18 protein-coding genes and 1 tRNA gene are annotated in these 22,840 nt (G+C 70.1%); 11 read left to right on the top strand and 8 right to left on the bottom strand.

The genetic code is table 11. The annotated features are described in order from the left end of the window. Window positions 1-47: 47 nt before the first annotated feature. Window positions 48-1,916 (top strand): SPFH domain-containing protein, encoded by a 1,869-nt coding sequence (locus OG257_RS24495; RefSeq protein ID WP_329210753.1) that lies wholly within the window; start codon window positions 48-50, stop codon window positions 1,914-1,916. Window positions 1,917-2,076: 160 nt separating this feature from the next. Then, window positions 2,077-2,667: a lytic polysaccharide monooxygenase auxiliary activity family 9 protein gene (locus tag OG257_RS24500; RefSeq protein WP_329210755.1), complete on the top strand. Its 591-nt coding sequence runs from the start codon at window positions 2,077-2,079 to the stop codon at window positions 2,665-2,667. A gap of 76 nt (window positions 2,668-2,743) precedes the next feature. Here the strand turns inward: OG257_RS24500 and OG257_RS24505 are convergent. Further along, window positions 2,744-2,817 (bottom strand) — tRNA-Lys (locus OG257_RS24505). A gap of 167 nt (window positions 2,818-2,984) precedes the next feature. Between OG257_RS24505 and OG257_RS24510 the strand changes: the two genes are divergently transcribed. The 6 genes from OG257_RS24510 (at window position 2,985) to OG257_RS24535 (ending at window position 11,668) form a co-directional block, all read left to right on the top strand. Next, the gene (locus OG257_RS24510) at window positions 2,985-3,995 is read left to right on the top strand and encodes a LacI family DNA-binding transcriptional regulator (RefSeq protein WP_329210756.1); all 1,011 of its coding nucleotides are present in this window, start codon (window positions 2,985-2,987) and stop codon (window positions 3,993-3,995) included. A gap of 172 nt (window positions 3,996-4,167) precedes the next feature. Next, complete coding sequence (locus OG257_RS24515) at window positions 4,168-5,541, top strand: extracellular solute-binding protein (RefSeq protein ID WP_443054475.1); 1,374 nt, start codon at window positions 4,168-4,170, stop codon at window positions 5,539-5,541. Between the two features lie 53 nt (window positions 5,542-5,594). Then, entirely contained in the window at window positions 5,595-6,527 is a 933-nt protein-coding gene (locus tag OG257_RS24520; protein WP_443054574.1) for a carbohydrate ABC transporter permease, read from the top strand. A 13-nt stretch (window positions 6,528-6,540) separates the two neighbouring features. Further along, window positions 6,541-7,428 carry a carbohydrate ABC transporter permease gene (locus OG257_RS24525; RefSeq protein WP_329210758.1) on the top strand — a complete coding sequence of 296 codons (888 nt, stop codon included), beginning with the start codon at window positions 6,541-6,543 and terminating at the stop codon, window positions 7,426-7,428. A gap of 35 nt (window positions 7,429-7,463) precedes the next feature. Then, window positions 7,464-9,980, top strand: coding sequence for a glycosyl hydrolase family 28-related protein (locus OG257_RS24530; RefSeq protein ID WP_329210760.1), 2,517 nt, complete (start codon window positions 7,464-7,466; stop codon window positions 9,978-9,980). A gap of 71 nt (window positions 9,981-10,051) precedes the next feature. Next, window positions 10,052-11,668 carry a glycoside hydrolase family 13 protein gene (locus OG257_RS24535; RefSeq protein ID WP_329210762.1) on the top strand — a complete coding sequence of 539 codons (1,617 nt, stop codon included), beginning with the start codon at window positions 10,052-10,054 and terminating at the stop codon, window positions 11,666-11,668. A 268-nt stretch (window positions 11,669-11,936) separates the two neighbouring features. Here OG257_RS24535 and OG257_RS24540 read toward each other — a convergent pair whose 3' ends face one another. The 6 genes from OG257_RS24540 to OG257_RS24565 all read right to left on the bottom strand — a co-directional run bounded on the left by OG257_RS24540 (window position 11,937) and on the right by OG257_RS24565 (window position 17,139). Next, the gene (locus OG257_RS24540; RefSeq protein WP_329210764.1) at window positions 11,937-12,698 is read right to left on the bottom strand and encodes an IclR family transcriptional regulator; all 762 of its coding nucleotides are present in this window, start codon (window positions 12,696-12,698) and stop codon (window positions 11,937-11,939) included. Window positions 12,699-12,865: 167 nt separating this feature from the next. Then, window positions 12,866-13,699: an ectoine/hydroxyectoine ABC transporter ATP-binding protein EhuA gene (gene ehuA / locus OG257_RS24545; protein WP_329210766.1), complete on the bottom strand. Its 834-nt coding sequence runs from the start codon at window positions 13,697-13,699 to the stop codon at window positions 12,866-12,868. Then, complete coding sequence (ehuD, locus tag OG257_RS24550) at window positions 13,689-14,330, bottom strand: ectoine/hydroxyectoine ABC transporter permease subunit EhuD (protein ID WP_329210768.1); 642 nt, start codon at window positions 14,328-14,330, stop codon at window positions 13,689-13,691. The genes ehuA and ehuD overlap by 11 nt, the downstream gene beginning before the upstream one ends. Then, window positions 14,327-15,061, bottom strand: coding sequence for an ectoine/hydroxyectoine ABC transporter permease subunit EhuC (ehuC, locus tag OG257_RS24555; protein ID WP_329210770.1), 735 nt, complete (start codon window positions 15,059-15,061; stop codon window positions 14,327-14,329). The genes ehuD and ehuC overlap by 4 nt, the downstream gene beginning before the upstream one ends. 18 nt (window positions 15,062-15,079) lie before the next feature. Next, a complete protein-coding gene (gene ehuB / locus OG257_RS24560; protein WP_329210772.1) occupies window positions 15,080-15,982 on the bottom strand; it encodes an ectoine/hydroxyectoine ABC transporter substrate-binding protein EhuB in 903 nt (300 codons plus the stop codon). A 197-nt stretch (window positions 15,983-16,179) separates the two neighbouring features. After that, the gene (locus tag OG257_RS24565; protein WP_329210773.1) at window positions 16,180-17,139 is read right to left on the bottom strand and encodes a D-2-hydroxyacid dehydrogenase; all 960 of its coding nucleotides are present in this window, start codon (window positions 17,137-17,139) and stop codon (window positions 16,180-16,182) included. A gap of 185 nt (window positions 17,140-17,324) precedes the next feature. On the opposite strand from OG257_RS24565, the gene OG257_RS24570 reads away from it, so the two are divergent. Next, entirely contained in the window at window positions 17,325-18,089 is a 765-nt protein-coding gene (locus OG257_RS24570) for a maleate cis-trans isomerase family protein (RefSeq protein WP_329210775.1), read from the top strand. 90 nt (window positions 18,090-18,179) lie between these two features. Further along, window positions 18,180-19,280, top strand: coding sequence for an LLM class flavin-dependent oxidoreductase (locus OG257_RS24575; RefSeq protein ID WP_329210777.1), 1,101 nt, complete (start codon window positions 18,180-18,182; stop codon window positions 19,278-19,280). A gap of 24 nt (window positions 19,281-19,304) precedes the next feature. Here OG257_RS24575 and OG257_RS24580 read toward each other — a convergent pair whose 3' ends face one another. Continuing rightward, window positions 19,305-21,152, bottom strand: a complete 1,848-nt coding sequence (locus OG257_RS24580; RefSeq protein ID WP_329210779.1) for a putative bifunctional diguanylate cyclase/phosphodiesterase — start codon at window positions 21,150-21,152, stop codon at window positions 19,305-19,307. A gap of 382 nt (window positions 21,153-21,534) precedes the next feature. Here OG257_RS24580 and OG257_RS24585 point away from each other — a divergent pair, with 382 nt between their 5' ends. Further along, window positions 21,535-22,806 (top strand): M6 family metalloprotease domain-containing protein, encoded by a 1,272-nt coding sequence (locus OG257_RS24585; protein WP_443054476.1) that lies wholly within the window; start codon window positions 21,535-21,537, stop codon window positions 22,804-22,806. Window positions 22,807-22,840 lie beyond the last annotated feature (34 nt).

Here is a 22,840-nt window from a genome sequence, read left to right on the forward strand (position 1 = left end):
CAACGTAGCGGCGGTGTGGGAACGGAACGGACATGACGGAGGCTGGAATGCGATCCACGGAGAACGAGTGGGCCGGGGAGCCGGTGGCGGCCGGGTACGACGGGCCGGGCGCGGTACCGGTGCCGGGTGGTGTACCCGGGGTGGCGCCGGGTGCTGCCGTACCGGAGGCGGGGCCCGGCCCCGGGCCGGACGACTCGCCGACCGGGAGCTCGGCGCGGGCCGAGGCGCCCGCGAACGGTGCGCGGGATGTGTTGGGGGACCGGGCGGGGGACGCGGACGGGTGGGGCGCGGAGGCTGCGGAGCCGGTGCCGGCGAAGGTGCCGACGGGTGTGAATGCGGGTGCGGTGCCTGCCGGGGAGCCCGATCAGGCTCCGGAACTCGCTCCGGTGCTGGTCGTGGAGGGCTCGGGGGCCGTGGTGTCGCCGGATCCGGGAGCGGCGGCTGTCGTGGCGGGCCCCGTCGAGGGTGTCCCGGCGGGCCACGACCCGGATCTCGGCCTGGATCCCGAGCCAGAGGCAGAGGTCCGGCCCGAGCTTCAGCCCGAGCTCCAGCCCGATCTCCGGCCCGGGACGGTTCCGGATCCGGTGTTCGGGGTGTCCGCCCCGATGAGCCGGAGTGCCGGGGTGAACGGGGCGGTCCTCGCCGCCGGCGCGCCGGGGGAGTGGGACCGGATGGGCGACGGCGGGTCCAGGCCCGGGTGGTGGGACTCGGCCCCCGCCCCGGAAGGAACCGCGGGCAGCGGGGACCCCGGTGCGTGGTGGGGGGCCGGGGGGCGGCGGCACTCCGTCATCGCCAACGAGACGACCGCGCCCATTCCCGTACACCTTCTCTTCCGCGACGACGACAAGCACGAGAGCCACGACAGCCAGCTCACCAGCACCAGCACCAGCACTGGAACCGGAACCGGCCTCGGAGCCGGCGCCGGTGTCGCGGTGCGGCGCCCCGGTGTCCGACGGCCGCCCGTGCCGCGTTCGCCCCAGGAGCACGTGCCGACCCGGCCCGCCCCCCTCGCCGATCCCAGGCTCGCCGAGCGGCCCGGGCCCGTGCTCCCCGGGTGGACCGCGCTGCTCACCGCGGCGGCCGGAACCGGCGCCGGACTCGCCCTGCTCTGGTGGACCGGCGCTCTGCCCGCCGAGGTGGCCGGCCGCCTCGGGATCGGCGCCCGCCCGTACGACGGCATCGGCACCGGGACCTGGGCGCTGCTCGCGCTGCTGGCGACCGTGGTGCTCTTCGCGCTCTGCGGCCTGGGACGCGGCCGGGTCGGGTACGCCTCGGTGCTCACCCTGTTCGGCGAGTACCGGGGCACCGCCCGGCGCACCGGTCTGATCTGGGTCTCCCCGCTCCTGCTGCGCCGCCGCGTCGACGTACGGCTGAGGCACTGGCGCAGTGAGCCGCTGCCCGCCGTGGACGCGAGCGGGACCTCCCTGCGCGTCGTCGTCCTCGTCGTCTGGCGGATCAAGGACACCGTGCGGGCCACCCTCGGTGTCGCGGACCACGAGCAGTACCTGCGGGACCAGGTGGAGGCGGCGCTCGCACGGGTGCTCTCGCAGCTGCCCGCCGACGCCTTCCACGAGGAGACCCGCACCTTGCGCGACGCCGAGACCGTCGGCGATGCGCTGACCCGGATGCTGAAGGCGGACTGCGTGCCGGTGGGCATCGAGGTGTACTCCGCGCAGCCGACCGGGATCGAGTACGCCCCGGAGGTCGCGGCGGCGATGCAGCGGTGCCGGGTGGCGGCCATCGACGCCAAGCACCGGGACGGCGTGCTGACCTCCGTGGTCGACGCGGTGGACGACACCGTCCGCAGGCTGACCTCGCGCGGCATCGTCGAGCTCGACGCCTACGAACACAAGGCCCTGGTCAGGGATCTGACGGTGGCCTTCTACACCGGTCGCAGCGGAGGAGAAGGGGCCTGAGGCGCTCCGGGGGCCCGGCGGCGGCCGGCCGAAACCGTTCCCACATTGGTCTGGACATGTTCATGCCTCGTCAATAATCTGGGACTTGGTCTAGACCGCACAACTTGCGCGCAGTAAGAGCCCCCGGAACATCCCCCACGTTCTCTAGGAGCGACACAGCATGCGGAAAAGGGCAAGCGCGGCCGTCATCGGCCTTGCGATAGCGGGCGTCTCCATGTTCGCGACCGGCAGTGCCAGTAGCCACGGCTACACGGATTCCCCCATCAGCCGGCAGAAGCTCTGTGCCAACGGCACCGTCACCAACTGCGGAAACATCCAGTGGGAGCCGCAGAGCGTCGAGGGGCCCAAGGGCTTCCCGGCGGCAGGACCTGCGGACGGCAAGATCTGTTCCGGAGGGAACAGTCAGTTCGCCCAGCTCGACGACCCCCGTGGCGGCAGCTGGCCCGCCACCAAGGTCACCGGCGGGCAGGGCTACAGCTTCCGCTGGCAGTTCACCGCACGTCACTCCACGTCCGACTTCCGCTACTACATCACCAAGGACGGCTGGAACTCCAGCCAGCCGCTCACCAGGGCCGCGCTGGAGTCGCAGCCCTTCATGACGGTGCCTTACGGGAACCAGCAGCCCCCGGCCACGCTGACCCACCAGGGCACCATCCCCACCCAGAAGACCGGGAAGCACATCATCCTGGCCGTCTGGAACGTCGCGGACACCACCAACGCGTTCTACGCGTGCTCCGATGTCCAGTTCTGAGGTGTAGCCGGGTAACCGGCAGCACAAAGCGCAGTGGGCGGTCTCCGTTTACGGAAACCGCCCACTGCGTTGTCTGTGCGCCGTCAGGGACTCGAACCCCGGACCCGCTGATTAAGAGTCAGCTGCTCTAACCAACTGAGCTAACGGCGCCTGGTGACTCGAAAATAATACCTGGTCCTCAGGGGTGCTGGTGACACGTGCCCGCGTCACCCCCGGTGGCCCCGTCTCCCATGGCCCCGGCGCCGCTCCCGCAGAGAAAGTCAGTTTCTTTCGTAAGTGATCTTTATTTTTGCGTAGCTCTTTGTAGGGTGAGTCCCGTGACGAAACGACGACTCTCTCAGGTGGCCGAGTACGCAGGTGTCAGTGAGGCGACGGTCAGCCGTGTCCTCAACGGAAGCCCCGATGTGGCGAGCACGACGCGCGAGGCGGTGCTGAGCGCGCTGGACGTGTGCGGCATCGAGCGCCCGCTCCGCTACCGCGCCGAACGGGCCGCACTGATCGGCCTGGTCGTACCGGATCTGCAGAATCCGATCTTCTCCGCGTTCGCCGAGGCCCTGTGCGGGCTCCTGAACAAGCGCGGGCTCATACCCGTGCTCTGCACCCGGACCGCCGACGGCGTCTCCGAGGCCCACTACATCGAGATGCTGCTCCAGCAGAACATCGGCGGCATCGTGTTCATCGGCGCCAGCTATGCCGACGCGGGCCCGGAACACGGCCGTGTGCTGCGGGAACGCAAAGTTCCGATGGTGCTCCTCAACGCGGCGGACGAGAACCTCGGTGTCGCTCAGGTCAGGGTGGACGACGCCCTCGCCGCGGACCAGGCGCTGACCCATCTCGCGGCCCTGGGGCACGAGCGGATCGGCATGATCCTCGGCCCGGTGGGGCACGTCCCCTCGGCCAGGAAGCTCGCCGGGTTCGCGGCCTTCTGCGCACGCCGGGGAGTCGCCCCGGACGAGTGGCGGCGACGGGTGACGCATGCGCTGTTCACCATGGAGGGCGGTGCCACCGCGCTGCCCCGACTGCTGGCCGAAGGGGTCACCGGCATCGTTTGCGCCAGCGACGCACTCGCGCTCGGAGCGGTGCGGGGGGCCCGCCGCCAGGGGGTGTCCGTGCCGCGGGACCTCTCCGTGGTGGGCTTCGACGATTCCCCGTTCATGGTGGCCACGGACCCGCCGCTGACCACCGCGCGGCAGCCGATCCTGGCGATGGCCTCGGCGGTGGTCGCCTCGCTCATGACGCAGATCGACGGCCATGCGGGCGCAAACGACCTGATGATGTTCGACACCGAGCTCATCGTCCGAGGCTCCACAGCCGCCCGTCCCCGTTGAGCCGGCGGGGGTGCGCGGCGGGGCCCCCTCCCGTGTTTCTTGCGCAAGCCCCCGACATTAATTTCTTGCGTAGATGCATTGACTTCTTGCGTAACCGGCTTCTACCTTCAGCGCAGCTCAGTGCTCGGGGTCCGACAGCCCCGCAGTGGACCTCGAGGAAGGCACGATTCGCATGGATGGCATGCCCGGCATCAGCAGACGTCAGGTTCTCGGTTCGGCGACGGCCGTCGCTCTGGCCCTTGCACTCACGGCCTGCGGCGGCTCCGCTCCCTCGTCCTCCGGTGTGGACAAGAACGGTGTGGTCACGGTCGTCGTGAACGGCATGCCGGCCAAGACGCAGCCGGTCGACCGCAAGAACTTCGAGGAGGACGTCAAAGCGTTCGAGAAGAGCCACCCGAAGATCAGGATCGACGCCCGCGAGGGCCAGATGGATCCGAAGACCTTCGCTGCCAAGCTCGCCGGCGGCCAGCTCGAGGACGTGTACTACGTCTACTTCACGGACCCCGCCGGACTGATCGAGCGCCGCCAGGCGGCCGACATCAGCAAGTACGTCGGGGACGTGCCGTACTTCAAGGACATCGACCCGGCGCTGATGAAGGTCTTCAAGGACGCCGACGGCAAGACGTACGGCCTTCCCACCGGCAACTACTCGCTGGGCCTGCTCTACAACCGCGCCCTGTTCACGAAGGCCGGACTCGACCCCGACAAGCCCCCGGCCACCTGGGAGGAGGTGCGCACGGCCGCCAAGAGGATCAGTGCGCTCGGTGACGGCACCGTCGGGTACGCCGACTACAGCAAGAACAACCAGGGCGGCTGGCACCTCACCTCGTGGATCTACTCCATGGGCGGCGATGTCGCGAGCAAGCAGGACGGCAAGTGGAAGGCGGCGTTCGACAGCGATGCGGGACGCAAGGCACTCCAGGCGCTGCACGACATGCGCTGGACCGACAAGAGCATGGGCACCCGCCAGCTCCTGGAGATAGCCGACGTCCAGAAGATGATGGGCGCCGGAAAGCTCGGGATGTACATGGCAGGTCCCGACAACATCCCCACCATCGTCAAGCAGTTCGAGCGGGAGTACGAGGAGTACGGCCTGGCGGCACTGCCCGGCAACGCGACCCTCGGCGGCGGCGACGGCTTCATGTTCAACCCGAAGGCATCCCCGGAGAAGATCAGGGCCGGACTCCAGTGGGTCCAGTGGAAGTACCTGAGGAGCCCGGAGCGCGAGGCCGTGGACAGCAAGCGGGCCAAGGCCGACGGCGTACCCATCGGGCTGCCGCAGCCGAGGCTGTTCGCCGGTGGGACGCAGGCGAAGATCGACGAGATCCGCGCCGAGTACGCCAACACCCCGGTGGGGAACTACCGGCCGTTCGTCGAGCGCAACGCGCAGGTGGAGACCAAGGTCGAGCCGCCCAACGCCCAGCAGCTCTACACCGTCCTCGACGGGGTCATGCAGTCCGTGCTGACCAAGGAGGACGCGGACATCGACGCCCTCCTGGCGGAGGCGGCGAAGAAGGCCGACGTCATCCTCGCCCCGGTGAAGTGACCGTGACCGCCCAGCCGCTCTCCTCCACCGTGGCGAAGAGCACCGACGAGGACGTGCCCCCGTCCGCACCCAGGCCCCCGGCCGGGGCGCGGACGGGGGCCCGGGCGGGGAACTCACGCCTCCGCCGTGCGGTGCGCGAGAACCTGGTCGCGTACCTCTTCCTCGCCGCCGGTGTCCTCTGCTTCGCGCTCTTCTCCTGGTACCCGATCGTGCGCGGTGTCCTGCTCGGCTTCCAGCAGGTCACCTTCGCCGAACCCGCCCGGTGGGTGGGCCTGGACAACTTCCGGCGCCTGTTCGAGGATCCGCTGTTCCTGACCGCCTGGCAGAACACCGGCCACTTCACCCTGCTCGCCCTCGTGTTCGGCTTCGCCGCCCCGTTCGCCACCGCCGTCGTCCTGAACGAACTGCGGCACGGACGCCCGTACCTGCGCATGACCGTCTATCTGCCGGTCATGCTGCCGCCGATCGTGACCATGCTCCTCTGGCGCTGGTTCTACGACCCGGGTCCCGGCCTGTTCAACAGCGCGCTGGAGGTCTTCCACCTGCCGGCCCAGCAGTGGCTGGAGTCGGAGAACCTCGCGATGGTCTCCCTGGTCCTCGTCTCCACCTGGGCCAACATGGGCACCACCACCCTGATCTACCTCGCGGCGCTCGGCGGCATCCCCGGCGAGCTGTACGAGGCGGCCGAGCTCGACGGCGCGTCGATCAGGCAGCGGCTGTGGCACGTCACGATCCCGCAGATGCGGTTCATCCTGATGATCACGCTGCTGCTCCAGGTCATCGGCACCATGCAGGTCTTCGTCGAACCCTTCGTCCTCACCGGCGGCGGACCCGACGACGCCACCGTCACCGTGCTCCTGCTCCTCTACCGCTACGCCTTCGTCTACAACGACTTCGGCCTGGCCAGCGCCATGAGCACCCTGCTCTTCGTGGTCCTCGGCCTCTTCTCCGTCGTCTATCTGCGCCTGACCCGGAGCAAGGGCTGAGAGGACTGCTGCCATGGCTGCCGAAACCCCCGTACGCACACTGATCGCACCCGCCGAGATGACCCGGCGCACCGGCAGGTTCCTCTACCGGTTCGTGCTCGTCGCCACCCTGACCGGCTTCACGATCGCCTTCGTCTTCCCGCTCTACTGGATGACGACGGGAGCGGTGAAGTCGTCCTCCGAGCTCGCCGACCCCAACCCCACGCTGTTCCCCGAGAGCTGGCATCCGGAGAGCTACACCGAAGCCTGGACCAACGTCGGGCTCGGCCAGTTCTTCCTCAACACCCTGGTGCTGGCCCTCGGCGCCTGGCTGACCCAGATCCTGGTGGACGTGTCCGCCGCGTACGCGCTGTCCAAGCTCCGGCCGCTGCTCGGCAACGTCGTCCTCGGCATGATGCTGGCGACGCTCATGCTGCCGGTGTCCGCGCTGCTCGTACCGACGTACCTGACCGTGGTCGACGTGCCGCTCCTCCACGTCAACCTGATCAACACGCCGTTCGCGATCTGGCTCCCCGCCGCCGCCAACGCCTTCAACATCTTCATCCTCAAACGGTTCTTCGACCAGATACCCGCCGAACTCCTCGACTCCGCACGGATCGACGGGGCCGGCACGCTCAGGGTCCTGGTCTCGGTGGTCCTCCCGCTGTCCCGGCCGGTACTCGCCGTCGTGTCGATCTTCGCGGTCGTCGGCGTGTGGAAGGACTTCCTCTGGCCGATGCTCGTCCTCCCCGACGAGGCGAAGCAGCCGATCACCGTGGCACTCAACCGGCTCTCGGAGTTCATGCCGGCCAACCAGCTGCTGGCCGGGATGGTCATGGCGAGCATTCCCCTGCTCGTCCTCTTCCTGATCTTCCAGCGCCACATCATCGCGGGCCTCACCGCGGGCAGCCTCAAGGGCTGACCCGACCCATCCCCCCACAGGAAGGACACCCAGCCGTGTCTCCTGCACCAAGAGAGCGCTCCCAAGCCCTACGGTTCATCCTCCCCCTGCTCCTGTCGATGCTCGGCGCCCTGCTGTACGGGGCGGCGGCGCAGGCGGCCCCCACGACACTCGAAGCGGAGTCGGCCCGGCTGTCCGGCGGGGCCGCCGTGTCCACCGAACACGGCGGCTACACCGGATCGGGCTTCGTCGGCGGCTTCACCGACACCAACAAGGGCTCCGCTTCGGTGGCCTTCGACGTCACCGCCGAAGCGGCCGGCGGCGGCACCCTCACCCTCCGGTACGCCAACGGCACCACCGCCACGATGACGCTGAGCCTGTACGTCAACGGAGCCAAGGTCCGCCAGGTCGCCCTCCCCGCCACGGCGAACTGGGGCACCTGGGCCACGCGCGAGGAGCCGGTGACCTACGCGAAGGGCGCCAACACCGTCGCTTGGACGTTCACCACCGCCGACAGCGGCAACGTCAACATCGACAACGCCACCGCGAACACCCCCACCACCCCCACGGATCCCGGCCCCACCACCCTGACCCACCAGGCCGAGGACGCCTTCGTCTCCGGCGGCCCGGCGCGGGCCACCGCCGCCACCGGCTACGAGGGCAGCGCCTACCTCTCCGGCTTCACCACCCCCGGAGCCCGCGCCGTCTTCGCGGTCGACGCCCCGAGCGCGGCCACCTACCCGCTGACCCTGCGCTACCGCACCGCCGACGCCACGGCCTCCACCGTCACCCTGCTCGCCAACGGCACCACCGTCCGCCGGGTGACCCTGCCCGGCACCGGCGGCGCCTGGCAGAACGCGGCCACCGACGTCCCCCTGCGCGCCGCCCTCAACCACATCACCCTGCGCACCGCATCCGGTGACAACGGCACCCTCCAGCTCGACGGCATAGGCGTCACCGGCTCCACACCCAACAGCACCCGCGGCGCGACCCTCCCGTACACCACGTACGAGGCGGAGAGCGGCAGCACCAACGCCACCACCATCGGCCCCGACCGCACCTACCTCACCGTCCCGTCCGAGGCGTCCGGCCGCAGGGCCGTCGTCCTGGACGCCACCGGCGAGTACGTGCAGTTCACCCTGACCGAGCCCGCCAACGCCCTGACCCTGCGCTACTCCGTCCCGGACAACGCGGCAGGCACCGGCACCGCCGCCACACTCAGCGTCTACGCGGGCGGCACCCAGCTCCGCGACCTGCCCCTCAGCTCCAAGTACAGCTGGGTATACGGCGGTTACCCGTACAACAACGACCCCTCCCAGGGCTCCGGCCACCACTTCTTCGACGAGACCCGCACCCTGCTGACCGGACAGCTCCCGGCCGGCACCGTGCTGAAGTTCCAGAAGGACGCCGACGACACCGCCGCCTCCTACACCCTGGACCTCGTCGAGACCGAGACCGCACCGGCCGCCCTCGCCATGCCGTCCACCGGCTTCGTCTCCGCGACCACGCTCGGCGTCACCCCGGACGACTCCACCGACGACACCAACGCCCTCAACTCGGCGCTCACCACGGCCACCTCGCAGGGCAAGGGGCTGTGGCTGCCCACCGGCACGTACAACATCTCCGGCCACGTCAACCTCACCGGAGCCGACCTGCGCGGCGCCGGCCAGTGGCACACCGTCCTGCGCGGCAGCAACGGCAAGGGCGGGCTCTTCGGACGCGGCGGCACCAGCAACGTCCAGGACCTGATGATCGCCGGTGACGTCTCCTACCGCGACGACGCCACCTTCGACGCCGCGATCGAGGGCGACTTCGGCAAGGGGTCCACGCTGGCGAACATCTGGATGCAGCACACCAAGGTCGGCCTCTGGATCGACGCGCCGACCGACGGCCTGTACGCCTCCGGGCTCCGCATCCGCGACACCTTCGCGGACGGCGTCAACCTCCACAAGGGCACGAAGGCGAGCGAGGTCTCCCAGAGCAGCGTCCGCAACACCGGGGACGACGGACTCGCCATGTTCTCCGAGGCCCAGGCCGTCACCGACAGCGCGTTCCGCTTCAACACCGTGCAGCTCCCGATGCTCGCCAACACCGTCGGCATCTACGGCGGTCACGGCAACCGGGTCGAGGACAACGTCCTCGCCGACACGGTCACCGGCTCCTCCGGCATCGCGATCAGCAGCCGCTTCGCCCCGGTGCCGTTCAGCGGAACGACCTCCGTCCAGCGCAACACCCTGACCCGTACGGGCGGTTACGAACCCAACTGGCAGAGCAAGCTCGGCGCCCTGTGGATCTACGCCGACTCCTCCGACATCACCGCACCCGTCCTCGTCAAGGACAACGAGATCCTCGACAGCACCTACAGCGGGCTCCTCGTCTCCTGGCAGAAGAACGTCGCCGCACTCACCGTCGACGGTCTGAAGATCGACAAGGCCGGTTCGTACGGGATCGAGATCAACTCCGCGGGCGCCGGGACCTTCTCCCGCGTCACCGTCAGCGGCGCCACCGACGGCGGCCTGTCCAGCGCCGGCGGCTTCACGATCACCCGGGGTGCCGGCAACACCGGCTGGTAGCCCGACGACCGGTGCGGGCCCGCCCTGACGCGGGCCCGCACCGCCTTTCACATACCGAGCAAGGAGTCTCAGTGACCACCCACTGGTGGCGGCACGCCGCGATCTACCAGATCTACGTACGCAGCTTCGCCGACGGCGACGGAGACGGTACCGGCGACCTCGCCGGAGTCCGCAGCCGCCTGCCGTACCTGCGCGAACTCGGCGTCGACGCCCTGTGGTTCACCCCCTGGTACACCTCGCCCATGGCCGACGGCGGCTACGACGTGGCGGACTACCGCGACATCGACCCGCTCTTCGGCACCCTCGCCGAGGCCGAACAGCTCGTCGTCGCGGCCCATGAGCACGGGCTGCGCGTCCTGATCGACCTGGTACCCAACCACTGCTCCGACCAGCACGTCTGGTTCCGCGACGCGCTCGCGGCGGGCCCGGGATCACCCGAGCGGGAACGCTTCTGGTTCGTCCCGGGCCGTGGCGGGAGCGGCGAACTCCCGCCCAACGACTGGACCTCCTACTTCGGCGGCAGCGCCTGGACGCGGGTGACGGAGGCGGACGGCAGCGCCGGGCCCTGGTACCTGCACATGTTCGCGCCCGAACAGCCGGACCTGAACTGGGAACACCCCGAGATACGGGCCGAGTTCGAGGACATCCTGCGGTTCTGGCTGGACCGGGGCGTCGACGGTTTCCGGATCGACGTGGCCCACGGGCTGGAGAAGAAGCCGGGCCTGCCGGACGTCGGCCCCGACCCAGACGTCACGGACCTGCCCTACCAGGACTGCGACGCGGTGCACGACATCTACCGGTCCTGGCGCAAGATCCTCGACGAGTACGACGGCGAGCGCACGTTCGTCGGCGAGGTCTGGCTGCCGACGCCGGAGCAGTCGGCACGCTATCTGCGCCCGGACGAGCTCCACTCGGCGTTCAACTTCGACTTCCTGTGCTGTGCGTGGGACGCGGACGCGCTGCGCCGCGTCGTCGAGGAGACCCTCGCCGGGCACGCACCCGTGGCGGCGCCGCCCACCTGGGTGCTCTCCAACCACGACACGATCCGGCACGTCACGCGGTACGGACGGGCGGACACCTCGTTCGACATGGGGGACAAGCGGCTGCTCGACCCGAGCGATCCGGTCCTGGGCCGTCGCCGGGCGCGGGCGGCGGCACTGCTGACGCTGGCGCTGCCCGGCGGGGTGTACGTGTACCAGGGCGACGAGCTGGGCCTGCCCGAGGTCCAGGACCTGCCCGACGCGCTGATCCAGGACCCGACGTTCGTCCGCTCGGGCGGGGCGGACCGGGGGCGCGACGGGTGCCGTATCCCGCTGCCGTGGGGACCGGGCCCCTCGCTGGGCTTCTCGCCGGAGGGGGCCGCGGCCCCCTGGCTGCCGCAGCCGGAGTCCTGGTCCGCCCTGAGCGTGGCGGCGCAGCACACGGACCCGGAGTCCTTCCTCACCCTCTACCGTGCCGCGCTGGCGCTGCGCCGCGAACGCCTGGTGCCTCTGCCGGAGTCACTGACATGGGTGGAGTCGGGCGCGGGGACGGTGTGCTTCGACCGGGGCCCGGGCGGATTCCGCTGCCTGCTGAACGTCTCGGCGGCGCCGGTTCCCCTGCCCCGCGGCGCGGAAGTCCTGCTGGCCAGCGGCCCGCTCCCGGACGGCACCGTGCCCCCGGACACGACGGTGTGGCTGGCCCTCTAGCTCCCGAGACCGGACGGGCACACTTCAAAGGCCGGACGGGCACACTTCAAAGGCCGGACGGGCACACTTCAAAGGCCGGACGGGCACACTTCAAAGGCCGGACGGGCACACTTCAAAGGCCGGACGGGCACACTTCAAAGGCCGGACGGGCACACTTCAAGCCCGTCCGGGAACACTTCAAGGCCGGACGGGCACACTTCAAGCCCGTCCGGCGATTGAGGACAAGAACGACCCCAGGGCGCCCCTGGACCCCGCACCGGACCAGAGATCAGAGCGCCAGCGACAGGAGCACGGGCGCCGCCCGCCGGTTCAGCGTGGCCGCCGCGGACCGCAGCCGGTGCGCGTCCTCGATCGGCAGCGACAGCGCCAGGCACCCCGCCGACGAGCCCGCCGTCAGGGGGACCGCCGCGCACACCGTGCCCACCGCGTACTCCTGCAGGTCGAGCACGGGTACCGTCGCCGGCTGGCTGTCCAGCTTCGAGAAGAGCACCTTCTCGCTCGTGATGGTCCGCGAGGTGAGCCGTGCGATCCGGTGCCGCGACAGATGGTCGCGCCGGCCGTTCTGGTCGAGCTGCGTCAGCAGGCACTTGCCGATCGCGCTGGCGTGCGCCGCCGACCTGAAGTCCACCCACTCGTTGACGGCGGGCGTGCGCGGCCCGTCGGCCATCTGCGTGACCCGGATCTCCCCGTCGACGTACCGGCTGATGTAGACCGCCGCGCCCACCGAGTCCCGCAGTTGCACGAGCGTCTGCTGGAGCTTGGCCTCCAGGGCCTGCCTGCGGGTGGCGGCGCCGGAGCCGAGCTCGGTGAGTGAGGCGCCGATGATGTACGCGCCGTCGGTGACCTGCTCGACGTACCCCTCGCGGCGCAGCATCAGGAGCAGGGAGGAGAGGTGGCCGACGGGCAGCCCCGTCTCGCGGGAGATCTGTGCGTCGGTCACACCGTTGCCGTGTGTGGACACGGATTCGAGCACACGCAGGGCGTACTGCACCGAGTGGAACGGCGCCTTCGGCTCGGGCTTCAACGCCACGGTTTCCCCCTACCAGGTTGTGACCGCAAGCTTTTGCCCCACGATAGCCGCCAAGAGCCCCATTCGGAGGGGCTGTTGATGACTTGATGAGTGCGCCCCGGCCCTGTCAGCTGGGGCGCACCCGTCCGGCATATGCCGGAGTCATTGTCCGTACATCAACGACAAGGTCACAGCACCGCGTTGAGGAACTCGCGCGTACGTTCGTGCTCCGGATCGGAGAAGATTTTCTCCGGCGTTCCGGACTCCACCACACGGCCCGCGTCGAACATCAGGACCTTCTCCGAGACGTCCCGGGCGAAGTTCATCTCGTGGGTCACGCAGAGCATCGTGATGTCGGTGTTCCTCGCGATGTCACCGAGGAGCTCCAGCACACCCGCCACCAGCTCCGGGTCGAGCGCCGACGTCACCTCGTCGAGCAGCAGGATCTCCGGCCGCATCGCCAGCGCCCGGGCGATGGCGACCCGCTGCTGCTGGCCGCCGGAGAGCTGGGAGGGGTGCGCGTCGGTCTTGCCGGACAGGCCGACCAGGTCGAGCAGCTCACGGGCCCTGGCCTCCGCCGCGTCGCGGTCCATGCCCAGCACGTTGACGGGTGCCTCGGTGATGTTCTGGAGCACCTTCATGTTCGGGAAGAGATTGAACTGCTGGAAGACCATCCCGATCTTCTTCCGGGACTCGCGCAGCTGCTTCTCGCCCGCCGGCTTCAGCGAGCCGTTCGGCGTCCGCATGTGCGACAGGGGTGAGCCGTCCACCCAGATGACGCCGTCGCTGACCTTCTCCAGCGTCATCAGCAGCCGCAGGATCGTGGTCTTGCCGGAGCCGCTCGGCCCGATCAGCGTGACGTGCTCGCCGCGCCGCACGGTGAAGTCCAGCTCGTCGAGGACCACATGGTCGCCGTACCGCTTGACGACCTTGTCGAAGCGGACCAGCGGCTCGACGCCGGTCGTCCTGGAGTCCGGAGCGGCGTCCGCGGGTTCCTTCAGGGGAGCAGAGTCAGTGGCCAAGGCGCTTCTCCAGCTTTCTCATCAGCAGCGAGGTGGGGTAGCTCGCGACCAGGAAGACCAGTCCCGCGAGCGTGAATGCCTCGGTGTACGCGAAGTGGTCGGCCCCGTACTTGCGGGCCTCGAAGACCATTTCCTGCACCGTGATCACGGCGAGGAAGGGGGTCTCCTTGAACATCGAGATCGCGTAGTTGCCGAGGGCGGGCAGCACGTTGCGCACCGCCTGCGGCAGGATCACGGCCTGCCAGGTCCGCCGGGGAGTCAGGGAGAGTGCCCGGCAGGCCTCCCACTGCCCCTTGGGCACACCGTCGATCCCCGCCCGGTACACCTCCGAGGTGTACGTGGCGTAGTGGACGCCCAGTACCGCGATGCCGACGGTCAGCGGCTCCACCGAGGTGAAGAGGGCTGCGGCGCCGACCAGTTGGACCAGCAGCGGGGTGGAGCGGATGAACTCCATCACCGCCTTCACGGGCAGGGTCACCAGGCGGGACGGGGCCCGCCCGGCCATCGCGATCAGCAGACCGAGCACGGCTGCCACGAGTGTGCCGAGCACGGTCGCGAGGAGGGTGACCCTGAACCCTTCGAGCAGCAGGGGAAGGGCTTCCCCGACGGCGTCCCAGTCGAATGCGTTCACCGGGTACCTCCGGCGGTCGTGGCGGATTCCGCGCTGCGCGTCCTGAGCAGGCTTCCCGCACCGGTGTGCAGACCGAGCCGCCGCTTGGCGCTCCGCTCCAGCAGGTTCATCAGCAGGGTCAGCGCGTAGGCGAGGACGAAGTAGACGGCCAGCAGCGTGAGGTACGCGCCGACGGTCTCACCGGTGCGGTCGCGGATCTGCTGGATCACGGTCATCAGGTCGGCCGCGGAGATCAGCCACAGCAGGGGCGTGCACTTCAGCAGCTGGATCAGCAGGTTGGTGAAGGAGGGGATCATCTGCACCCAGGCCTGCGGCAGGATCACCTTCCGCATCCGGTGCGAGGGGCTCATGTTCAGCGCCACCGCCGCCTCGTACTGGGCGCGGGGCACGGAGTTGATCGCGCCGCGCACGATCTCGGAGCCGTACGCGCCGTAGTTCAGCCCGAAGGCGACGACCCCGCAGAGCAGCGGCGTCAGTTCGTACCCGGTGAGCTGTGGCATCGCGTAGTAGAGCCAGAACAGCTGGATGTAGAGCGAGGTGCCGCGGAAGAACTCCACGACGATCCGGGAGACGCCGCGCACCGGGAGCAGCTTGCTGCCCGCCGCCAGTCCGAGCACGAACGACAGGAGCAGGGCCAGCAGGGAGCCGAGGACCGTGGCCTCGATCGTCACCCACAGGCCCGCTCTGATCTGGGGCAGCTCATCGAGGAATGTGGAGAAGAAGTCACTCATACGGTGTGGTCCGCCCCGTCAGCCCTTGCACAGATCGGCGGTCTTCAGGGTGGCCGGCGGGATCTCCGTGGCCCCGAAGCCGTACTCCTGCAGCAGGCCCACATAGCGCGACCTGTCGGAGACGATCTTCTTGAGCTCACGGTTGAAGGAGTCCCGCAGGTCCTCGTTGCCCTGGCGGAAGACCGCACCGCCCGGGGAGAACTGCTGCTTCCCGTCCAGCTCCGGCACGAAGGCCTCGGTGACCTCGGTGTCCGGGTTGGTCTTCGCGAGCCAGCGCAGCGAGATGCCGGTGAGCAGGAACGCGTCGATCCGGCCGCCCTTGACGGCGTCGGCGCCGTCCTGCGGCTTCTGCAGCGTCTTGATCTTCCCCTCGGGGATGCCCGCGCCCTCGGCGTACGAGCCCTCGACCGCACCGGACATCACGCCGACGGTGACTCCGGCGGCCTTCGCGGACGCCAGGTCGGTGAGCTTCTTCGGGTTGCCCTTCTTCACCATCAGCGCGGTGGGGGAGATGAACTCCGGCTCGGAGAAGATGGCGTTGGCGCAGCGCTCGGGAGTGATGGCCATGCCCGCGCTGACCACGTCGTACTTCCCGGCCTGCAGACCGGGGATCAGGCCGTCCCACTCCGAGAGGGTGGGCTTCAGCTCGTCGACGCCGAGCGCCTTGAATATCTCCCGGTGCAAGGTGGGGGCCTCGCCCTTGAGTTCCTTGCCCTCCAGGTAGCCGTACGGGGCCTCATTGGCGTACGCGACCCGGACGAATCCCTGCTTGCGGAGCTTGTCGAGCGCGCCCTCGCCCTCCACGGAGCCGGCATCGGTCTTGCTGCACGCGGAGAGCAGTCCGGGAACGACGAGCAGTCCGCCCACGGCTGCCGATCGGTTGAGGAAACCCCGGCGGGACAGGTTCGGGAAGTCAGCCATGGTTCGCAATCTCCTGGAGGGGTTGCACAGTCCGGACAGGGTGAGCGCCTGCCCGATCCCGTACGTCTATGCAGGAAGCGCTGCCATGTAACCGAAAAGTGGCCGGAGGGTGACCTTCCCGTGTCTCATCGCGGGCGGAGCGCGACGAGAGGAGTGCGGGGCGTATTCCCTGGGGAGGCTTGCTTCATGACTGACCGTTATGCGGGGATGTCCTCGGAAGGGACGTAACCGCGCTGTATGTCCACGATGTTCGGCAGCGGCTCCCCGGCCGCCCACCGTTCGTACATCGCCACGAACTGCTCGGCGAGCCGGTCCCGCCAGCCGGCCGTGTCCCCGCTCATGTGCGGGGAGACGATCAACTCCGGTACGTCCCACAGCGGGCTCTCCCGGTCCAGCGGCTCCTCCTGGAACACGTCGAGCGCCGCACCCGCGATCCAGCGCCTGCGCAGCGCCTCGGCCAGGTCCTCCTCGACGACCAGCGGTCCGCGCCCCACGTTGATGAACCGGGCGGAGGGCTGGAGGAGTCCGAAGAACCGTGCGTCGAACATGCCGTGCGTCGACGCCGTCAGCGGAGCCGCGCAGATCACCCAGTCGGCACCGGCCGCGAGCCGGTCCAGGTCCTCGACACCGTGGATCGTGCGCCGCGCCGTACGCCCCACGAGCGCCACCTGGACACCGAGCCCGTGCAGCAGCCGCATGATCTCCCGGCCGATCGGCCCGGCACCGACGACGACCGCACGGCTGCCGGCGAGCCGACGGGTCTCACGGTGGCGCCAATGCCGCTGCCGCTGGAGCTCCAGCGTGCCGGGAAGGTCCTTCGCGAACGCGAGCACGAGACCCGCCACGTACTCCGCGATCGGAAGCTCGAAGACGCCCCGCGCATTGGTGACGACGGTGGGGGACGCGGCCAGCTCGGGGCAGAGCAGCCGGTCGACGCCGGCGCTCGCCGTGTGCACCCAGCGGGGCCGCGGCCCCGCGCCCGGCCAGGCCTCGCGCACGGCGTCGGAGGTGAAGTCCCAGACGAGCAGCACATCCGCGTCCGGCAGCTGCCGGGCGAGGCCGTGCCCGTCGGTGTGACGGATGCGGGCCTGCCCGGTGAGCCGGCCCAGGCGCGGCGCCGGGGCGGCGTCAAGGACGAGGATCAGAGGCTGGGGCATCAGGATCAACCACGCTCGCACCCGGCCGCCCCGCCGTCAACAGGACCATGAGAACCGCAGGTCAGACCGGTTGCGGGCGGCGTTGTTCGGTCATTGGAGGAATACTTGTCCCAGGCAGGGGCAGCGGTTTCAGGGCGCGCCCGAGAGGCGGCAGCAGGACATCCGGACGCACCGGAAGGATGGACATGACGACCGTAGGACTTCTCTACCCGGGCTACGCCGCGGAGGACGACTTCCCGCGGACCGAGATCATGCTCGACAGCGACATCAGAGTGCCGCTGTTCCACACCGACATCGACGAGGACTCCCGCAGCTCCGACTCCCTGCGCGGGGCGGGCACGCCCGAGCGCCTGGCCGCCGGGGTCGAGGAACTGCGGATGGCGGGAGCCGAGTCGCTCATCTGGGCCTGCACAGGCGGCAGCTTCGCCTACGGGTGGGACGGGGCCCACGAACAGATGGCGACCCTCGCCAGGACTGCGGGGCTGCCCGCGTCCAGTACGTCCCTCGCCTTCACGCACGCCGTGGGGGAGCTGGGTGCCACCAGGGTCGCGGTCGCCGCGACGTACCCCGAGGACGTGGCCGCGCTCTTCGCGGACTTCCTCGGGGCCGCGGGCATCGAAGTGGCGTCGACCCGGGGCAACGGCATCATCAGTGCCGCCGAGGCCGCCACCGTGGACCTGGAGCGGGTGAAGGAACTGGCCGTGGCCGGGGACCATCCCGACGCCGAGGTGGTGCTGCTCCCGGACAACGCCCTGCACACCACGGCCCACATCCCCGAGCTGGAGGAACTCCTCGGCAAGCCGGTCCTCACCGCGAACCAGGTGGCGGTCTGGGAAGGGCTCCGGCTGGCCGACCGCCGGGTCTGGGCACCCACGCTCGGCACGCTCTTCGCCACCCGCGAGCCCCCGCTCGGAGCCGCCGAGCACCGGGGCATCGAGGTACGGGAATGAGGCACGCGGAAGCGGTACGGGAATAAACGGAGCCATCCTCCTGTTCGTACCTCCCGATACGCACACGCAGCACCGGGAGAGGCCGAACACGTGGATGAGAACCGAGGCGACGGAATTCGCGGCACCGCAGGCGGAACGGCCTCCGTGCCCCTCTCCGTGCTCGACCTGGTGACCGTGGGCCAGGGCCGGACAGCGACCCAGGCCCTGCGCACCGGCGTCGACATCGCGAGGCTCGCCGAGAGCCGCGGCTTCCACCGCTACTGGGTGGCGGAGCACCACTCCATGCCGGGTGTCGCCTCGTCGTCCCCGGCCGTCATCCTCGCGCACCTGGCCGCCCACACCGAGCGCATCAGGCTCGGCTCCGGCGGCGTGATGCTGCCCAACCACGCCCCCCTGGTGATCGCCGAGCAGTTCGGCACCCTGGAGGCGATGGCCCCCGGCCGCGTCGACCTCGGCCTCGGCCGTGCTCCCGGCACCGACGGCGCCACGGCAGCGGCGCTGCGCCGCACCGAGCGTCTCAACGAGGGGGCCGACGACTTCCCCCAGCAGCTCGCCGAACTGACCCGGTTCCTGGACGACGACTTCCCGGACGGGCACCCCTACGCCCGTATCCACGCGGTCCCCGGACCGGTGCAGGCCACCTCGGACGGCGGCGTCCAGTCCGCGGCCCGCCCGCCCATCTGGCTGCTGGGCTCCTCCGGCTTCAGTGCCCGGCTGGCGGGTGTCCTCGGCCTGCCCTTCGCCTTCGCCCACCACTTCTCGGCCCAGAACACGGTGCCGGCCCTCGAGCTGTACCGGGAGTCGTTCAAGCCGTCCGCGGTGCTCGACGCCCCGTACGCCCTGATCGGCGTCGCCGCCCTGGCCGCCGACGAGGAGCGCGAGGCCCGTCGCCAGGTCCTGACCGGCGCCCTGTCGATGCTGCGCCTGCGCTCCGGCCGCCCCGGCCTCGTCCCGACGCCCGAGGAGGCGGAGGCGTACGCCTTCAGCCCGATGGAGCGCGAATTCGTCGACAGCTGGCTCGTCAACATCGTCCACGGCACCGCGGACGAGGTCCGCACGGGACTCGACGACCTGGCCAAGCGCACCGGCGCAGACGAACTGATGATCACCGCCAACGCCCACAGCGGCGAGGCCAGGCTGCGGTCCTACGAGCTGATCGCGGACGCGTACGGCCTGCCCGTCCTCGGCTGACGAGGTCCGGCCCGGCTGCCCGGCTCAGACCTCCAGCGCCCGGGTGCCGATCAGTTCGGCGATGCGCTCCGGGGCGACCGCACGGGAGTAGAGCCAGCCCTGCCCGGTGTCGCAGCCGATCCGCCGCAGCCGCTCCGCCTGGCCCGACGTCTCCACGCACTCCGCGGTGACCGTCAGGCCCAGGCGGTGCGCCAGCTGCACCATGGCCTCGACGATGGTCTCGTCGGCGGGGCTGGGGTGCGCGCCGTCCTCGTAACGGAAGCCGCGTACGAAGGAGCCGTCCAGCTTGAGTACGGAGACGGGCAGCCGGCTCAGATAGGCGAGGTTGGAGTAGCCGGTGCCGAAGTCGTCGATCGCGATGCGGACACCCATGTCGCTGAGCGCCTGAAGGACCCGCAGCGGCCGGCCCGATGACCCCATCACGGCGGACTCGGTCAGCTCCAGTTGCAGCAGCCCCGGTGCGAGACCGGTCTCGGCGAGGATCTCCGCCACATCGGCGACCAGATCGGAGTCCCGCAGCTGGCGCACCGCGACGTTGACGCTGATGAACAGCGGTGGCTCGCCGGGGTGTTCCACCTGCCAGCGGCGGGCCTGGCGGCATGCCGTGCGCAGCACCCAGCGGCCGAGCTGGACGATCGTGCCGTCCTCCTCGGCGATCGAGACGAACCTGTTCGGCGGCAGCATCCCGAACTGCGGGTGATTCCACCGGACCAGGGCCTCCACGCCCCGTACGACCTCGTCGGCCATGCAGACGAGCGGCTGGTACTCCAGGGTGAACTCGCCGCGCTCGACGGCGGGCCGGAGCGTGGAGGACAGTGCCTGACGGGTCATCCGGTGGGCGTTGCGCTCGGGGTCGAAGAGCGTCCAGCGCGCCTTGCCGTCCGCCTTGGCCCAGTAGAGCGTGGTGTCGGCGGCCTGCATCAGACCGGTGGGGGAGGTGCCTGCCGAGGCCCGCTCCACCACCCCGATCGACGCGGAGACGGACAGCCGCTGTCCGGCCAGGTCGAAGGGCTGCTGGAGGGCGTTGAGCACCGAGCGCGCGAGCTCGGTGAGCTGATGCGTACCCGCCGAGTCCTCGACCAGGATCGCGAACTCGTCACCGCCCAGGCGCGCCACCAGATGGCTGCCGCTGCGGTCGAAGCCGTCGGCCTCCGCGCAGTCGGTGAGCCGGGTGGCGACGGCGGCCAGCAGCCGGTCGCCGGCCCGGTGCCCCAGGGTGTCGTTGACCGCCTTGAAGCCGTCGAGGTCCAGGTAGCAGAGCCCGATCCGGCCGTGCCGCGGCAGCGAGTCGTCCTGGAACGGCGGGCCTTCCAGTGCGGTGGAGAGGCGTTCGAAGAACAGCGTCCGGTTGGGCAGCCGGGTCACCGGATCGTGCATCTGGAGGTGGCGCAGCCGGTTCTGCAGTTCGCGCCGGTCGCTGATGTCGGCGACGGACAGCAGCACACCGTCGCTGCCCCCACCGGCCGGCGGACCGGCCATCGGCACGACGGTGATCTCGGCCCACAGGGACCGGCCGTCGGGATGCTTCAGCCGCCGGGTGCAGCGCAGCCGCGAGCGGCTGCCGCCCAGGACCTCGCGGTATGCCTGCCAGGTGCGGCGGTCGGACGCGAGGTCGACGAGATCGGCCGCCGACTGCCGGGCCAGGACCCCGGGCTCGGTGCCGAGCAGCCCACCCAGCGCCTCGTTCGCCCGGACGACCTGGCCGTGACGGTCGACGACGGCCATGGGGAGTGCGGCCACCTGGAACGCGGAACGGTAGTCGCGCAGCTCGGCGCGATCCACGTCGGAACTGTCACGCTCCGTGACCATGGGTTGCCCGGTGTCGGGTGCCGTGCCCGCCGGGGGCATCGGCCCTTCGGACGTTCCGCTCACCGCTCGCTCCCGCTGTGCAGATTGTCGTGAACAGATATCGGTCGGAGGGTCGGACAGGGGTCATCGGGTGGAGCGCCCGTGCCAGAGGCGGAAACCACGCAGGAAAGCGAGGTGAAGCATAGATGGTGGCGCGTCGGGCGTTCCAGCGCGTCCGCGGTTTCGGGCCCGCCGTACGCGTATGGCCCACGCGGAACCCAGCAACCCTCTTTGCCCGCTACTGATTGTTTCTGTGCGGATCTGTTCTGGCGTGCTGCTGAGGTGATTGATTGTGACTGTCTGTGAGTGAAGGGTGAGGCTGTCCCCTTCGCTGTCCCCTTCACGCTTACCCGAGTGGGGCAGCACAACAGGGCGTACGGCACCGAATCGGCACAGGGTGAGGGGGATGTCCCGCATTCGCCACCCGGAGGTAGATGTGCCGCGTCAGCACAGACCCGGGGGAGTGGAGAGGCCGAGTCTGCGCAGTGCGGCGGCCGCACTCACCTCTCTCCTGGCGCTCGCCGCCACCGGACTCGTCGCCGGACCCGCCGTGGCGGCCTCGCGCGACGCGAGCCCGTGCGCCCTGCCCAGGACCGGGGCGCACCACTCGCTCGGCCTGGACACCTGGAACGACGCCTACCCGCGCCCCGACCGCAGCCTCGACGCGGTCATGGTCTTCCTCTCGTTCCCGGACTCCGAGCCCGCCGTCACCCCCGCCGTGCTCGCCGCCGACTACTTCCCCTCGACCACCCGCTTCTTCAAGCGGGCCTCGTACGGGAAGTTCACCCTCCGCGCCCACCCCCAGCAGCAGTGGACCCGGATGCCGCACCCCTCCACCTGGTACGGCATACAGCGCGACTGGGGATCCGAGCAGCGCACCGCCTACCTGCGCGACGCGATCGATGCCGTCGACGACCAGGTCGACTTCTCCGCGTACGACATCGTCTATCTCGTCGCCGACCCGGACGCGCCCGGCGTCGACTCCGACGCCACGAAGGTCGTCAACTTCGACCGGCCGCTGCGCGCCGACGGCACGGACATCAAGCGTGTGGTCACCGTCTTCGAGGAGCACCCGCCGGACCGCAACGTCCTCGCCCACGAGACCGGACACGTCTTCGACCTGGCGGACCTCTACCACCGGCCCGAGGACGGCAAGGGCGACTGGGACACATACGTCGGCGACTGGGACGTGATGGGCAGCCAGTTCGGACTCTCCCCGGATCTGTTCGGCTGGCACAAGTGGAAGCTCGGCTGGCTCGACCGCGGCCAGGTCGTCTGTGTGCAGGGCAGTGCCGACCTGACCCTCGAACCCATGGCCGCGGTACCCGTGCCCGGCGGATCCATCGGGACCCGGCTCGCCGTCATCAGGACCGGCCCGGACAGCGCGCTGGCCGTCGAGGCCCGCAGCGCCACCGGGAACGACCGGGGGACCTGCACCGAAGGCGTGCTGATCTACCGCATCCACAACCACACGCCCTCCGGCGGCGGCCCGATCGAGGTGCTGGACACCCACCCGGACTCGGACGCCTGCTGGGAGCGCTCGGTCTACCCGCCGCTCGCGGACGCCCCGCTCCGCGAGGGCGAGCGCTACAGCGTGCCCGGCGAGCGCACCCGGATCGAGGTCGCCGACCGGACGCGGTCCGGCGCCTGGACGGTACGGATCACCACCGGCACCTGAGGCCCCGAGCCCCTGGCCCGGAGCCGGCCGCCGG

This window comes from Streptomyces sp. NBC_00683, from assembly GCF_036226745.1.
GTDB lineage: Bacteria > Actinomycetota > Actinomycetes > Streptomycetales > Streptomycetaceae > Streptomyces.

Excerpts from the sequence above, each read along its gene's own strand:
- OG257_RS24495 (WP_329210753.1), top strand. The coding sequence starts at position 48 with ATGCGATCCACGGAGAACGAGTGGGCCGGGGAGCCGGTGGCGGCCGGG.
- OG257_RS24500 (WP_329210755.1), top strand. The coding sequence starts at position 2,077 with ATGCGGAAAAGGGCAAGCGCGGCCGTCATCGGCCTTGCGATAGCGGGC.
- OG257_RS24515 (WP_443054475.1), top strand. The coding sequence starts at position 4,168 with ATGGATGGCATGCCCGGCATCAGCAGACGTCAGGTTCTCGGTTCGGCG.
- OG257_RS24525 (WP_329210758.1), top strand. The coding sequence starts at position 6,541 with ATGGCTGCCGAAACCCCCGTACGCACACTGATCGCACCCGCCGAGATG.
- ehuC (WP_329210770.1), bottom strand. The coding sequence starts at position 15,061 with ATGAGTGACTTCTTCTCCACATTCCTCGATGAGCTGCCCCAGATCAGA.
- ehuB (WP_329210772.1), bottom strand. The coding sequence starts at position 15,982 with ATGGCTGACTTCCCGAACCTGTCCCGCCGGGGTTTCCTCAACCGATCG.
- OG257_RS24565 (WP_329210773.1), bottom strand. The coding sequence starts at position 17,139 with ATGCCCCAGCCTCTGATCCTCGTCCTTGACGCCGCCCCGGCGCCGCGC.
- OG257_RS24570 (WP_329210775.1), top strand. The coding sequence starts at position 17,325 with ATGACGACCGTAGGACTTCTCTACCCGGGCTACGCCGCGGAGGACGAC.
- OG257_RS24585 (WP_443054476.1), top strand. The coding sequence starts at position 21,535 with ATGTCCCGCATTCGCCACCCGGAGGTAGATGTGCCGCGTCAGCACAGA.